At 56.0% G+C, this 15,278-nt stretch carries 4 protein-coding genes; all 4 read right to left on the reverse strand.

What is annotated here, in order from left to right; translation table 11 throughout:
- Window positions 1-47: 47 nt before the first annotated feature.
- The 4 genes from B9Y93_RS21990 to dltA all read right to left on the reverse strand — a co-directional run bounded on the left by B9Y93_RS21990 (window position 48) and on the right by dltA (window position 15,254).
- Entirely contained in the window at window positions 48-1,781 is a 1,734-nt protein-coding gene (locus tag B9Y93_RS21990; protein WP_085498317.1) for an ABC transporter ATP-binding protein, read from the reverse strand.
- Window positions 1,778-3,604 (reverse strand): ABC transporter ATP-binding protein, encoded by a 1,827-nt coding sequence (locus tag B9Y93_RS21995; RefSeq protein ID WP_085498319.1) that lies wholly within the window; start codon window positions 3,602-3,604, stop codon window positions 1,778-1,780. Before B9Y93_RS21995 ends, B9Y93_RS21990 begins: the two co-directional genes overlap by 4 nt.
- The gene (locus B9Y93_RS22000; RefSeq protein ID WP_085498322.1) at window positions 3,594-6,950 is read right to left on the reverse strand and encodes a non-ribosomal peptide synthetase; all 3,357 of its coding nucleotides are present in this window, start codon (window positions 6,948-6,950) and stop codon (window positions 3,594-3,596) included. The genes B9Y93_RS21995 and B9Y93_RS22000 overlap by 11 nt, the downstream gene beginning before the upstream one ends.
- A gap of 180 nt (window positions 6,951-7,130) precedes the next feature.
- Entirely contained in the window at window positions 7,131-15,254 is an 8,124-nt protein-coding gene (gene dltA, locus B9Y93_RS25295; protein ID WP_483406822.1) for a D-alanine--poly(phosphoribitol) ligase subunit DltA, read from the reverse strand.
- Window positions 15,255-15,278: the final 24 nt, after the last annotated feature.

Here is a 15,278-nt window from a genome sequence, read left to right on the forward strand (position 1 = left end):
TTGTAGATAGGCTTTGTACCTAGGAAGCCGCCCACCGTAAAGCGGGTCTAGCCGTACAGCCGGGTGTAATAACCCCCGAGCGCCAGCAGGTCCTGATGGCGACCCCGCTCGACGACCGTCCCTTGGTTGATGACGGTAATCAAATCCGCATGTTCCACGGTGCTGAGACGGTGGGCGATTAGAATGGTGGTGCGCCCCTTCATCAATACGTTTATGGCCTGCTGTACCCCATGCTGGGATTCGTTATCCAGCGCGGAAGTCGCCTCGTCCAGCAGCAGAATCGGGGCGTTTTTGAGAATCGCCCGGGCGATCGCAATTCGCTGCCTTTGTCCGCCCGACAACGACGCTCCTCTCTCTCCCACCGGCGTTTTATACTGTTCCGGAAGTTCCTCAATGAAATGGTGAGCGTACGCCGCTTTGGCCGCTTCGATCACTTCTTCAACCGTTGCATCCGGGTTGCCGTAGCGGATGTTTTCCTCAATCGTTCCGGTAAACAAGAACGGCTCCTGCGGAACGTATGCAATCTGCCTGCGGATTTCGTCCAGCGTGTAATGGCCGAACGGTTTGCCTTGAAGCAGGATTTCTCCGCTGTTCACAGGATAAAAGCCGAGGAGCAGCTTGATCAGCGTACTTTTGCCGCTGCCGCTGGCCCCCACGATAGCGGCGACTTGGCCGGGAAACACCTGCATGGACATGTCGACAAGCACCTTTTTATCCGCCTGATAGGAAAATTCCACATTGCGAAACTCTACCGCAGCCTCTGACACGAGCTCGCTGTGAGGAGATCCCAGGCGATTCGGTTCCTCTTCCTCTCCTAGCACCTCTTCAATCCGGTGAGCGCCCGCGAGCGAATTTTGGGTCATCGACAACACCACGCCTAAGTTCAACAAGGCGTGTGTCAAATTCACTTGCAGAACCGCCAGAGCGGCAACGCTTCCCATTCCCATCAGTCCGTGGGCATAAAGAAGACTGCCGATGACGATGATGCCGCAGAACGTGACATAGCTGATAAAATGATTCACCGCAGCTTGCATGCCGTTCTTCTGCGCCGTTTGCCGAAGCGTCTGCGTCATTTGTTCGTTCAACGCCGCGTACTGGCTGTAAATCGTGCGGATGCGGAACAGCTTCACAATTTGAATGCCGCCCATAAAATCTTTGAATTTTTCGGTCATTTTACCGAGCGTCTGCAAGCCTTGTTCGGATAGGACGCGAATATCCCGCGCAAATTTCAGGCTGACCACGGAGGACAGCAGCAGAATGACAAAGGATACGCCGGCAAACCGCCAATCGATCAATACCATGGAGACTATGGAGCCGATGCAAAACACAACTTGAAGCAGCAACACGAAGTAAACCTGCGACAATGTAAACTCAACGGTCGTTACGTCATTGTTCACCCGCGACAACAAATCCCCATGATGCGTCTGCTCCAGAAATCTCGGTCGAACCCGGCACAGCTTGTCATAAAGACGTTCGCGAATATTCAGCACAGTCAGTTCGACACTGCGCTGGTATAAGTAAATGAACCAAGGAGAAATCACATTTTCCAGGAACAGGGCCGCGCCCAAAATAATAAAGGCTGCCACCATCAGGGACGTATCTCGGGATACGGCGAAATCAACCAAGTTATGTACGACCAAACTGAAGGCGATCAGGAACAACGTCTGGGTGAGCGCCGTCACGGCGAGGCCAATGGCGTACTGGGTTTTGCGCTTGCGGGTCATAAACGTCAGCAAATAGGCGAGTTCTTTCACTTGCGAGAGCCATCCGCCCTCTTTCATGTGTACGCCACCTCCCTGTGTGCGGCAGACTCGGTAAATTCCTGGTAGTACGACTTGGCGTATAGCCCCTTCATCTCCAGCAATTGTGCATGAGTGCCCTTTTCTACAATATTGCCTTGTTCCATGACCCAAATTTCGTCAGCATTTTGTACCGTAGAAAGCCGGTGGGCAATAACGATGGTCGTTCTCTGCTTCATCAATATGTTGAGCGCTTCCTGAACCGCGCTTTCCGACTCTGGATCAAGAGCCGACGTTGGCTCGTCCAGCAGCAGAACGGGAGCATCCTTCAGAAAAGCCCGGGCCATTGCAACGCGCTGGCGCTGCCCGCCAGACAAAAAGCCTCCGCGCTCTCCTACATACGTCTGGTAGCCACCGGGAAGTTGCATAATGAAGGAATGCGCCTGAGCAGCTTTGGCGGCTTCGATAATCTCGTCCATCGACGCTTCTTCCCGCCCGTAGCCGATATTTTCGGCGATCGTGCCGCTAAACAAATAGGAATCCTGGGTGACCACGGAAAAATGCGACCGAAGCTGCTCCGGATCGGCGCCGTGAATTAGGCTGCCAAACACGCGGATCTCACCCTGGTCCTCCGGAAGCGGATAAAAGCCGCATACAAGCTTAAACATCGTGCTCTTCCCTCCGCCGCTCGCGCCGACAAGCGCGATCGTCTTCCCTTCTTGCACCGAGAAGCTAACATTCCGCAGGATCGGGGAGCTCTCCTCATACCCGAAGGTTACGTTCTCAAACTCGATGGGAGCGGCGCTCGCTTTCGGCAGCGAACGCCCATTTTCCGTTTCGGTCGGCTGCTCGACGATTTCAGAGACCCTTCTCAGGGCACCGGCCATTTCGAACGTCCGCGTGATGAGCTCGGGTATATGCTCCAGCGGCTCCAGACACAGATTCAGCAAGTACAGGAAGGCGATCAGCTCTCCCGCGCCTAGCTGCCCTTGGTAGATCAAATAGCTTCCGTAACTGACGGCGAAAATGATCGGGCTGATCATCAGCGTGGAAAGCAGCGGATTGACCCATGCTTCCCGCTTTTTAACGGCCAGCTTTTTTTGGGCCGTCAATTGCAGCAGCACTTTGTAGGAGCGAGATAACATGCCGGATAGCAGGTAGCTTTTTACAATAGGCATGCCCCCAAGCGTATCCTGGAGGTTGACGTTCATTCGGCCCATGTTCGCTTGGGCTTCCTCCGTCAACCGCTCCAACTGCTTGCCGATCCATTGGGAAACCAGCAGCGCTAAGGGAAATAACAACAGGCTGGACAGCATCAGCTCCCATTGGAGGTAGATCAAATAAGCGAAACAGCCAATGAACAATAGCGGATGATAAAACCACTGGGCGAGGTCCCGAATCATAAACTGCTGGATGAGCTGCAGGTCGTTGTTGATCCGTGACAACACGTCGCCGGAGTGCTGCTTCTCCAAATAGGAGACCGGGAGTTTGCCGATATGACGCATGACATGATTGCGGATGTCCTGCACCGCAGAGGCGCTGCTTCGCTCCACGCCGAAGCTCATGAAATACTTCGCCGGCACACCGATCAAGATGACCACAAAGACCGTGTACACGATTTGCAGAACGACTGGCCCCGCCCCCTTCTCGGCCTGGGTGGTCAGCTGCTCGATCAAACTCCCCGTCCATATTTCAATCACGGCGGAGGCAATTGCGGACAAGGTACCGACGATCATCCAGCCTTTGTGACGGCTTACATAGGACATCAGCCAGCGGAACGCTTTCCATGTGGCGTAAGCGGTTTGGCGCTTGGAAGGCGCCGCTGTGCCTTGTTCTTGAACAGACGTCTCGCGGTCAGCTTCCATGCAGTACCCCGGCCTCCGCTTCGATCTGCCGCTTGACTTGCTCTAAGATGTCCCGGATGACGACAGCCGTTTCGTCCACGCGCGCGAGTTCCAGCAATTCCTCGTGCGCGCCCTCCAACCGGTAATCGGCGTAAGCTTGCGTCGTTGCCCCCCGCCAGGACGGCAATTGGTGCTCCAAGCGGAACGCTTCGCTGTCCTTCGCAATCAGTTCGTAAATCCGGGCCGGAATTGTACCGGTATTCATAAGCTGCGCTTCGTACGCCAAGGTCGCTTTGACCTTCCGATGAACCCGCTCCCGTACGAGCGGGTTGCTCATTAATTCCTTCTCTTCCTCGTCGAAATCGGCAAGCGTTTCTTCAAGCTCCTTCTCCGACGTTTCGGAAGGCGTCAGCATGTCTTTAATCCACGAGTCCACCATGAGCACGTCCGTTACGGAATACCCTCTTTTGTCCATCGTTTTGGCTACCTCGAACGTCAGGTTGCCTCCAAAGCAGTAGCCGAGCAGCACGTAAGGTCCTTGTGGCTGGATGCGGACGATCTCGTCTACATAACGATTCAGCATGGCCTCGTAATTGGTCGCATCGTCGATAAAATCAATGCCGTAGAGCACGAAGCGGCCTTCCAGCCTGCTTGCAAGCTCTCGGTAACCGATGCCGAAGCCGCTGCCCGGAGGGAAGCAGAACACGTTCAGCTCTCCTGCTTTATTCAGCTTAATGAAGGAGTCCCCCCCTTTATCCAAGCCGAAATCCCCCTCTCCGTAAGCCATCTCTTCAACGGTTACATGATGAAATTGGCGGTTCAGCGGTATCTCAATGCCCGTTTCATCGTAAACGGCTTGCACGAGCCTCATCAGACTTAACGAATTGCCACCCAACTCAAAAAAGTTATCCTTTACGCCGACCTGCGGAATACCAAGCGTATCCTGCCAGACGCGGGCGATCTTCATTTCGAGCAGCGTTCTCGGCGCGACATAATCCGCTCCTTCGGCCGCGACTTCCTCCGGCGCGGGCAGCGCTTTGCGGTCGATTTTCCCGTTCGGGGTAAGCGGCATCTGCGAAAGCTGTACGAGGTACGAAGGAATCATATACCCCGGAAGCTGCTTGGCGAGCTCCTCCTTGAGTTCATGCGCCGCCAGCCTCGTTTCTGCGACGTAATAAGCGACGAGCTGCTTTTGACCGTTCGCGTCGTTGCGGTCGAGCACCTTGGCTTCTTGCACGGCGGCGATTTTCAGCAGCTGCGTCTCGATTTCGTCCAGCTCGATCCGATAGCCGCGGATTTTCACCTGATGGTCGATTCTGCCCAAGTATTCGATGTTGCCGTCCGGCAGCCAAGCCGCCAAGTCCCCAGAGCGGTACAGTTTCTCCCCTTCTGCAAACGGGGAATCGACGAATTTCTCCGCCGTCAGATCCGGGCGGTTCAGGTATCCTCTCGCAAGCCCTTCCCCCGCCACGTACATTTCTCCTGCTACGCCGATCGGCACAGGGCGGCGGTTGGCATCAAGGACGTACACCCTCAGCGTCGGAATCGGCTTGCCGATATTGCTCTTCGCCGCCTCAATTTCGACCCACGTCATTTCCTTATACGTCACGTGAACCGTCGTCTCGGTAATGCCGTACATATTGATCAGCTTCGTCCCCGGGTACTTCGTCTTAAAGCCCTTGAGCAGCAGCGGACTGAGCGCTTCGCCCCCGAAAATGACGTTGCGAATCCGCAGATCGTACGGATGATCCGCCAACACCTCTCGCAGCAGCTGGTAGAAATACGTTGGTGTCTGATTCAAAATGGTGACCTGTTCGCGGCCCAGCAGCGCTAGGAACTCGGCCGGACTTTTCGCCGTGAGCGGCGGTACGATGACCAGCTTGCCTCCGTACAGCAGCGCGCCGTACATTTCCCAGACGGAAAAATCGAAGCAGAACGAGTGGAACAGCGTCCACGTGTCAGACGGTCCGAAGTCGAACAGGTTCTTGTCGTTGAATAGGAGGCGGACGACGTTCTTATGCTCGATCAGCGTTCCCTTCGGCCTGCCGGTCGTTCCCGACGTGTAGATGACATAAGCCAGGTTGCTCGGTCCGGCAATCGGCTCCAGATTCGAAGCGTCCAGCGCACCTACGGACGCACCTGTGGACGTACCTGTGGATGCACCGGTTGACGTGCCTGCGGAGTTCGCCCCTCTGTCGCCCCAAACGAAATCGTCCAATTCGAGGCGCGTTCCTGCGAAGTCGGTCTTCTCGTGCAAATGCTTTTGAATCAGCAATAACGGCGCGCCCGAATCCTCGATCATGAAGCGGATGCGCTCCTCCGGGTAGTCAGGATCGACAGGCACGTAGGCTCCGCCCGCTTTGAGAATCGCCAAAATGCCGACGACCATATCGAGCGAGCGTTCGGCCAGAATCGCTACCAGTTGGTCCGCTTCGACTCCCGTCTCCCGCAGCTTCCGCGCAAGTCGGTTGGATCGCTCGTTCAGCTCGCGGTAGGTCAGCTGCCGCTCGTTCATGACAGCGGCCACGCTGTCCGGGTAAAGCGCCGCCTGCTCTTCGAACAAGCCATGTATCGTTTTCCCTCGCTCGAACCCGGTTTCGGTGTCATTAAATCGCTTCAGCAGCGTCTCCCTCTCGTCTGGGGACAGCACATCGACTTGTCCAAGCTCCAGATCCGGCTGGAATATAAGCACGGACAGCAGTCGAACAAGATGGTCGGCTGCCTGTTCCATAAATACCCGTTCGTACCGCTGCCCATCGAAGCTTATTTCCAGCTCGATGGAATGTACTTGGCGGTCGAAGCGAAAAACGGTATCGGCCTCTACCCGTTTCTCCAGCGATCCCGGATGAATCGGGGCGAAGGACGCGACGGTGTTGACGATCGGCAAGCCGTCCCCCGTATAGTCCAGATGGAGCGGCCCCACCATTTTCCGAAAAGGCAGGTGCTGATGCTCCAGCGCCTCGCCGATGGACGCTTTGATGCCCCCGAGCAGCGTTTTCAGTGTAGTCTCACGGCTTACGGACGTCTTAATTACTAAAATGTCATGCGGCGGCGGAGTCCCATTGGGGTCCGCGCTATAAGAAGGCATGCCAACCAGTACCTGATCCTGCCCTGTATATTTGAACAGCAGGCTTTTTACTCCTGCCAAAACAATCATGTACAACGCCAAATCGGAACCGTTGGCGAGGCGAATGATTCTCTCTGAGAGTTCGCTCGGCAGCGTACGGTGAAGCAAGCCCGGCTCAGCCGCAGCTTCGCCGTGGGCGGATAATTTGGAGGATTGACTGTAGGGAAGAAAGCTCAGGCTGTCATCGGCGTCATACTTGCCGCTCCAGTACCGTTCTTCCTTTTCAAATAAAGATTTCATTCGTACCTCCCCTAAAAATGAAATGACCCCATGCCCTTGCGCAGGTCCGAAAAAGCTTGCTTTCGGCCTGCGCGTTTACGGGATTGGTTTACGAGCTTGGTTTACCGGCTTGCACGCTGTGCGTCGTCTTCCTTGAGATGCGCGCCGCTTTCGCTTGACAGCGGAGGCGCGCTTGTAGCATTAGAACGCAAATTCAATCGTATCGACAGCACTCTTTGCGCCTGTCGTCGGTTTGTGACATTCAATCCGGCTTAGCTCAAGTTGTGGATTGTCGGCAATTTGAGACAGTATTCGCAAGTAATCCTCGGTCAAGGTGCGGATCATCGTTTCTTTGAACAGCTTGGTAGCGTAGAAGAAGCCCCCGCTTAGCGCCCCGTTGTTTTCATACATAAACAGCGTCAGATCGAACTTCGCTTCTTCCAAATGGTCAAGCTCGTAATTTTTCAGGCTGATCCCTTCCAGCTCGGCGTCTCGTTCTTCGATATTTTGCAAGTCGAAAACGGCATCGAACAACGGGAAGCGGCCCGGCTCCCGCTTCACATTCAAACGCTCCACGAGTTCCTCGAATGGATAATCCTGATTCTCGAAAGCGCCCAAAGCCGTTTCCTTTACATCTTCTAGGTAGGACAAGAACGTTTTGTCGCCCGACGGACGATTGCGAAGCGCCAACGTATTAACAAACATTCCGATGACCGGTTCCAAATCGGCATTCGTTCTTCCCGCCACCGGGGTACCCACGATTACATCCTCCTGACCGCTGTACTTGGAAAGCAGTACGGTATAAGCCGCAAGCAGCACCATGAACAGCGTGCTTTCAGACTCGGCCGCCAATTCGCGCAGCCGCAGAGAGAGAGAAGCTTCGACGTCGAACTCCTGATGCGCACCTTCGTAGCTGCGAACCGCAGACCGTTCATAGTCTATCGGCAGGTCCTCCCTCGGAAGCTCGCCTTCAAAGGTTTGCAGCCAGTACGCTTCCTGCCGTTCGATTCGCTCTCGGTGGGCCTTCGACTGCTGCCAAACAGCATAATCCTTGTAGTGAATGCGCAGTGGCGACAGTTCTTCTCCGGCGTAGAAACTAGAGAACTCATCCATCACAATCGCCATCGATACGCCGTCGGACACGATATGGTGCATGTCGAAAAGGAGAATATGCAGCTTCGGCTCCAGCTCGATAACCCCGGCTCGCAGCAGAGGCGGCTTGCCGAGATCAAACGGACGAACGAAGCTGCGGACGATCTGCTCGATTTGAGCCGTATCCTCTTGATCCGCTTGATGATGCTCGATAGCAAAATCGACCTGCGGGTAAATTCGCTGAACTGCTTCACCCTTCACATTTTCAAAACCAGTGCGCAGCGATTCATGCCGTGTTATCAATTTCCGCAAGGCGGCTTCCAACCGATTTAAATCAAACTCGCCTTCCACCTGCACCAGCTCTGGCATGTTGTACAGCTGATCGGCTCCATCCAGCGTGTGCTGAATAAACAGCCGTTTCTGTGCAGAGGACAGAGGATAGTACTCTCTCTCTTCCACTTGAGGAATAGCCTCATGCTCCCGCCGTTCCATTCGGGCGATCGCCTCGGCCATCGCCGCAATTGTCGAGTGACGGAATACGTCGCGCAGCGGCAAGTTTACTTTTAATTCCTTAAATACTTTGCCCGCCAGCATCGTCGCTCGCAGAGAGTGGCCGCCGATGTCGAAGAAGTTGTCGTGAACACCGATCTCCTTCGCAAGCCCTAGCACCTCCTGCCAAATCTCCGCCAGTTTTATTTCCAGCTCATTGCGCGGTGCGACGTACTCCGTTCCGCTTCCCGCTTCTCCTTCTGGCGCTGGCAGCGCCTTCCGGTCGATCTTTCCATTCGGCGTCAGAGGCAGACGCTCCAGCTCCACGAAGTACGACGGGATCATGTAGCCCGGCAGCTCCTGCGCCAGCGCGCCGCGTAAATCGCTCACCGTCAGCTCCGCTCCAGTATGTGGCGTGTAATACGCGCACAGCGCCTTCTGCCCGTTCGCGTCACTTCGAACCAGAACCACTGCTTCGCGCACGCCTTCCACCCGCAGCAGCTGCGACTCGATCTCGCCCGTCTCAACCCGGTAGCCCCGAATTTTCGCCTGGTTGTCGATTCGGCCGATGAAGTCCACGTTCCCGTCCTCCATCCATCGCGCCAAGTCTCCCGTGCGGTATAGCCGTTCGCCCGCAGCGAACGGGCTGTCTACGAACTTCTCTTCCGTCAGCTCCAGACGATTCAAGTACCCGCGCGCTACGCCGACTCCGCCGATGACCAGCTCGCCCAGCACTCCGACTGGCACCGGGTTCAGATGCGCATCCACGATGTAGAACTTCGCATTCAGCCACGCTTTGCCAATCGGCACATGGCCGGTCTGCGGCAGCTTCATCAACTCCTCGTCATAGAAGCTGGAGTCGATCGCCGCTTCCGTCACGCCATAGGCGTTAATAATGCGGAACGAGGAGCCGAACCGTTCTTGCAAAGTCCGGTAATCCGCAACACTGCAGCTGTCCGAGCTCGTGATCAACAGCTCCATCCCGCTTATATCCAGCCCCTGCTCATGCACGTACTCCATGAACGGCACGATCAGCGCAGGCGTCGATTCGAAGATGGTGATCCGCTCCCGCTCCATCCAGTAATGAAGACGAGAAGGATCGATCCTGTCATCTTTCGGCACAATGACCATCGTGCCTCCGTTGTACAGCGTGCGCGCGATATCGCCCACGAACACGTCGAACGAGAAGCTGGCGAGCTGCAGCAGCCGCACCGGGAATTGATCCAGGCGGTATTCCCTCCGGTAGCCCGCTGCCGTGTTCACTAGACTGCGGTGCTCAATCATTACGCCCTTCGGCTTGCCCGTCGTTCCCGACGTATAGATCACGTACGCCAGATCCTCCTGACGGGCTTCATGGAAGCTGCCCATGCCAGCAACATTCAGCTGGCACTCATCGCCGTCGCCATAATCCACAGCACCCGTAAGCTTGCCGGATATCATACTAGAAACCATATCAGAGCCACTTGGGGCATTCTTCGGCTTCACGGAGATCATGCCCGATAGCTTGTCGGAACCCATCGGCGCATTCGTCTGCTCCTCGGAGACGATGCCGGATAGCTTATCGGAGCCCATCCGCACATTCGCCCGCACCTCGCTGTACGACGCTTCGTCGTCTAGGTAGAACACTGCTGCCAGCGCCAGTTCTTCTTCGCCAAGCCAAGCTTCAGCGCGCTCTTGCAGTGCCGTCTGCGTCAGTAGCACCTTCGTTCCGCTGTCTTCGAGCATAAACCGCACACGCTCCGCCGGATAATCTGGGTCGAGCGGCACATACGCCCCGCCCGCTTTCCAGACAGCCAGTACGGCCACCAGCAAGTCCACCGAACGCTCGGCGAGAATGCCGACGATCGTCTCCCGACCGATGCCGCTTGCACGCAGCGTGGACGCCAAGCGGTTCGCCCGTTCGTTCAGCTGCGCATACGTCAGCCGATCATTCTCGTACACGACGGCTGTCTCTTCCGGCGTGCGCTCCGCCTGTTCCTCGAACAGCCGATGGAACGCGACCGCAGGAACTGCTTCCGATTGATTTGGATTGAATGCGCAGAGAATGTGCTCTTCTTCCTCTGCCGTCAGCAAATTCAGCTCGGCGATCTTCGCATCTGGACGGCTTACGATTGTCACGAGCAGCTGCTCGTAATGCTTCGCCAACCGCTCAATCGTCTCCCTTTTGTAGAGAGCCGTCGCATATTCGAAGCTGTAATCCAAGCCGCCGTTCTCCTCGCCCACATCCAAGCTGATATCAAACTTCGCGGTATCCAGTACGCTCGGATAAGGAATCAGGCGAAACCCCTCCAGCTCAAACTCCTCGTTCTCCGTATTCTGCATCGTAAACATCGTATCGAAGAGCGGATTGCGGCTTAAATCACGGGTGACTTGCACCTTGTCCACCAATTGTTCGAACGGATAGTTTTGATGCTCGAAGGCATGGAGAGTCGTTTCTTTAACTTCATTCAGGTAGGTGAGGAATGTCTTATCCGAAGCCGGATAACTACGGATAGCCAGCGTGTTCAAGAACATCCCGATCAACGGCTGCACATCTCCATGGTTCCTTCCGGCAATCGGCGTACCAACGATTACGTCTTCCTGACCTGAATATTTGTGCAGAAGCACGTTATACGCCGCAAGCAGCACCATAAACAGCGTTGTGCCTGTTTCGGAAGCCAGCTGCTTCAGGCCGTCGGTTTTCGAAGCGTCAAGGAAAAACTCCAGCGTTTGTCCATCGTAGCTCTGAACAGCCGGACGCGGATAGTCGGTCGGCATTTCCAGCACCGGAAGCTCCCCTTGGAACATGTCCAGCCAGTACGCCTCCTGACGCTCAAGCCGTTCCTTCTGCTCATCGGAATGCTGCCATATCGTGTAGTCTTTGTACTGAATGCGCAGAGGCTCCAATTGCTCGCCGCCGTACAAGCGGACGAATTCTTCAACAAAGATTTCCATCGACACACCATCAGAAATAATATGATGCATGTCGTACATTAGAATATGGCGTTCAGGAGCCTGCTCGACAAGGCCTACCCTCAGCAGCGGAGGCTTCGCCAAGTCAAACGGACGGACGAAACGGCGAATCGCCTCTTCGGCCTCTTGCTCATCTGCTCGATAGAACTCCACGGCAAGATTCACGTCCTGGTAAATCCGCTGCGATGCTTCGCCATCCACCATTTCGAACCCCGTGCGCAGTACTTCATGCCGCGCCACGAGCTTGCGGAACGCTTCTTCGAACCTTGGCCGGTCCAAAGCACCCTCCAATAGCATTGCTTCCGGCATGTTGTAGCTAAGCTCCGCACCTTCCAGTTGATTCAAGATAAAGAGACGTTTTTGAGCAAAAGATTGCGGGTACACCTCTCGGTCATCTGCCACCGGAATGGCAACGAATGTCTTCTCCTCCAGCCGCGAAATGGCGACCGCCATGCTCTCGATCGTGGAATGGAGGAACACGTCGCGCAGCGGCAGATCCATGTTCAACTCTTTGTGAATCTTGCTGACCAGCGTCGTCGCCCGCAGGGAGTGTCCGCCGATGTCGAAGAAGTTGTCGTAAACGCCTATCTCCTTCGTAAGCCCCAATACCTCCTGCCAAATCGCCGCCAGCTTCGTCTCCAGCTCATTGCGCGGTACGACATACTCCGTTCCGCTTCCCGCTTCCCCTTCCGGCGCTGGCAGCGCCTTCCGGTCAATCTTTCCATTCGGCGTCAGAGGCAGACGCTCCAGCTCCACGAAGTACGACGGGATCATGTAGCCCGGCAGCTCCTGCGCCAACGCGCTGCGCAGATCATTCACTGCGAGCTCCGCTCCAGTATCTGGCGTGTAATACGCGCAGAGCACCTTCTGCCCGATCGCGTCACTTCGAACCAGCACCACTGCTTCTCGCACGCCTTCCACCCGCAGCAGCTGCGATTCGATCTCGCCCGTCTCAATCCGGTAGCCCCGGATTTTCGCCTGGTAGTCGATCCGGCCGATGAAGTCCACATTGCCGTCTTCCATCCACCGTGCCAAGTCTCCCGTGCGGTACAGCCGCTCACCCGCGGCAAACGGGCTGTCTACGAACTTCTCTTTCGACAGCTCTGGACGGTTCAAGTACCCGCGCGCTACGCCGACTCCTCCAATAACCAGCTCGCCAAGCACCCCGACTGGCACCGGATTCAGATGTGCATCGACGATGTAGAACTTCGCATTCAGCCACGCTTTGCCAATCGGCACATGGCCTGTCTGCGGCAGCTTCGTCAGCTCCTCGTCATAGAAGCTGGAGTCGATCGCCGCTTCCGTCACGCCGTAGGCATTGATGATCCGGAATAACGAGCCGAACCGTTCTTGCAAAGTCCGGTAATCCGCCACGCTGCAGCTGTCCGAGCTCGTGATCAACAGCTCCATCCCGCTTATATCCAGACCTTGCTCGTGTACGTACTCCATGAACGGCACGATCAGTGCCGGTGTTGATTCGAAGATGGTGACTCGCTCCCGCTCCATCCAGTAATGCAGACGAGACGGATCGATCCGGTCATCCTGCGGCACAATGACCATCGTGCCACCGTTATACAGCGTCCGCGCGATATCGCCCACGAACACGTCGAACGAGAAACTTGCGAGCTGCAGCAGCCGCACCGGGAATTGATCCAACCGGTATTCCCGCCGGTAGCCCGCTGCCGTGTTCACCAAGCTGCGGTGCTCGATCATTACACCCTTCGGCTTGCCTGTCGTTCCCGATGTGTAGATCACGTACGCCAGATCTTCCGGGCAGGCTTCATGGAAGTTGCCCATGCCAGCAACATTCAGATGGCTCTCATCGCCATAGCCATCGCCGTCGGCCACAGCACCCGTAAGCTTGCCGGAGACCATACCGGAGAGCTTGCCGAGGGCTGTGTCGAAAAGCATACTGGAGAACTTGCCAGAAATCATGTCGGAAACCATATCGGAGTCAATCGGCGCATTCGCCCGCTCCTCGCTGTACGACGCTTCGTCGTCGAGATACAGCACCACCGCCAGCGCCAGTTCCTCTTCGCCAAGCCAAACTTCGGCACGCTCTCGCAGCGCCGTTTGCGTCAGCAGCACCTTCGCTCCGCTGTCTTCGAGCATGAAGCGCACGCGCTCCGCCGGGTAATCCGGGTCGAGCGGTACATACGCCCCGCCCGCTTTCCAGACGGCCAGTACGGCTACCAGCAAGTCCACCGAACGCTCGGCGAGAATGCCGACAATCGTCTCCCGGCCGATGCCGCTTGCTCGCAGCGTGGCCGCCAAGCGGTTCGCCCGTTCGTTCAGCTGCGCATACGTCAGCCGGTCGTTCTCGTACACGACGGCCTCTGTTTCCGGCGTGCGCTCCGCCTGTTCCTCGAACAGCCGATGGAACGCGGCCGCAGGTGCTGCTTCCGGCTGCGCTGGGTTAAACGTACCGAGAATTTGCTCTTTTTCTTCAGCCGTCAACAAGTTCAGCTCGGCAATCTTCGCATCCGGACGGCTTGCGATCGCAGCAAGCAAATGTCCGAAATGAGTCGACAGCCGCCGAATCGTGCTTTCTTTATAAAGAGCGGTTGCGAATTCGAAGCTGCACTCCAGGCCGCCATTTTCTTCCGTAACATCCACACTCAGGTCGAACTTGGCCATACCGTATTCGCTAGGGTACGGGGACAATTTCAGCCCTTCCAGCTCAAACTCTGTCTCCTCTAAGTTTTGTAGGGAGAACATCGTATCAAACAGCGGGTTGCGGCTCAAATCCCGGCTGATCTGCACGTTATCGACGAGCTCTTCGAACGGATAATTCTGATGCTCGTACGCACCTAAGGTCGTTTCTTTCACTTCTTCCAGGTAAGACAGGAAGCTCTTCTCCGAAGCCGGATAATTGCGGAGCGCCAGCGTATTGACGAACATTCCGATCAAAGGCTGCGTATCTCCGTGCGTTCTGCCCGCAATCGACGTGCCAACGATCACGTCTTCCTGACCTGTGTATTTATGCAAAAGCACGGTATATGCCGCAAGCAGCACCATATACAGCGTCGTTCCTCTTTGGGCAGCGAGCTGCTTCAAACCTTCGTTCGTTGCCTCGTTCACGAAGGACGTTAGCGTTTGTCCCTCAAAGCTCTGCACGGCAGGACGCGGATAGTCCGTTGGCATTTCCAGAACCGGCAGCTCGCCTCGGTAACGGTCCAGCCAGTAAGCTTCCTCGCGTTTCAACTGCACTTTTTGCTCATCCGACTGCTGCCATACCGCATAGTCCTTGTATTGAATGCGCAAAGGATCTAATGACTCGCCGCCGTACAGACGAACGAGTTCCTCGACTAACACGTCCATCGAAACCCCGTCAGAGACGATGTGATGCATGTCGAACATCAGCAAATAACGTTCGGCTGCCAGCTCTACGAGCTCTGCACGCAACAGCGGAGGCTTCGCCAAGTCGAAAGCCCGGATGAAGGACTGCACGACTTTAGGCGCTTCTTCCTCGCTCGCATGACGATACTCAACAACAAAGTCGACGCTCTCGTAAATGCGCTGTACGGCTTCGCCTTGTACGATCTCAAAGCCGGTTCGCAGCGTTTCATGCCGTGCGATCAATCCGCGGAAAGCCTTCTCCAGCAGGCTACGGCCAATCGCTCCTTCGAGCAGCAGCACACCCGGCATGTTGTAGCTCTGATCGGCCCCTTCCAGCTGATTCAGGATAAACAGCCGTTTCTGAGCTGAGGAAAGCGGATAATAGGCTCTTGCGTCTGCCAGCGGAATCGACGAGAACGACTGCTCTCCGATCCGGGAGATGGCGAGGGCCATCTCTTCGATCGTCGAGTAGCGGAA

Source organism: Paenibacillus aquistagni (genome assembly GCF_900177815.1).
Taxonomy (GTDB): Bacteria; Bacillota; Bacilli; order Paenibacillales; family Paenibacillaceae; genus Paenibacillus_B; species Paenibacillus_B aquistagni.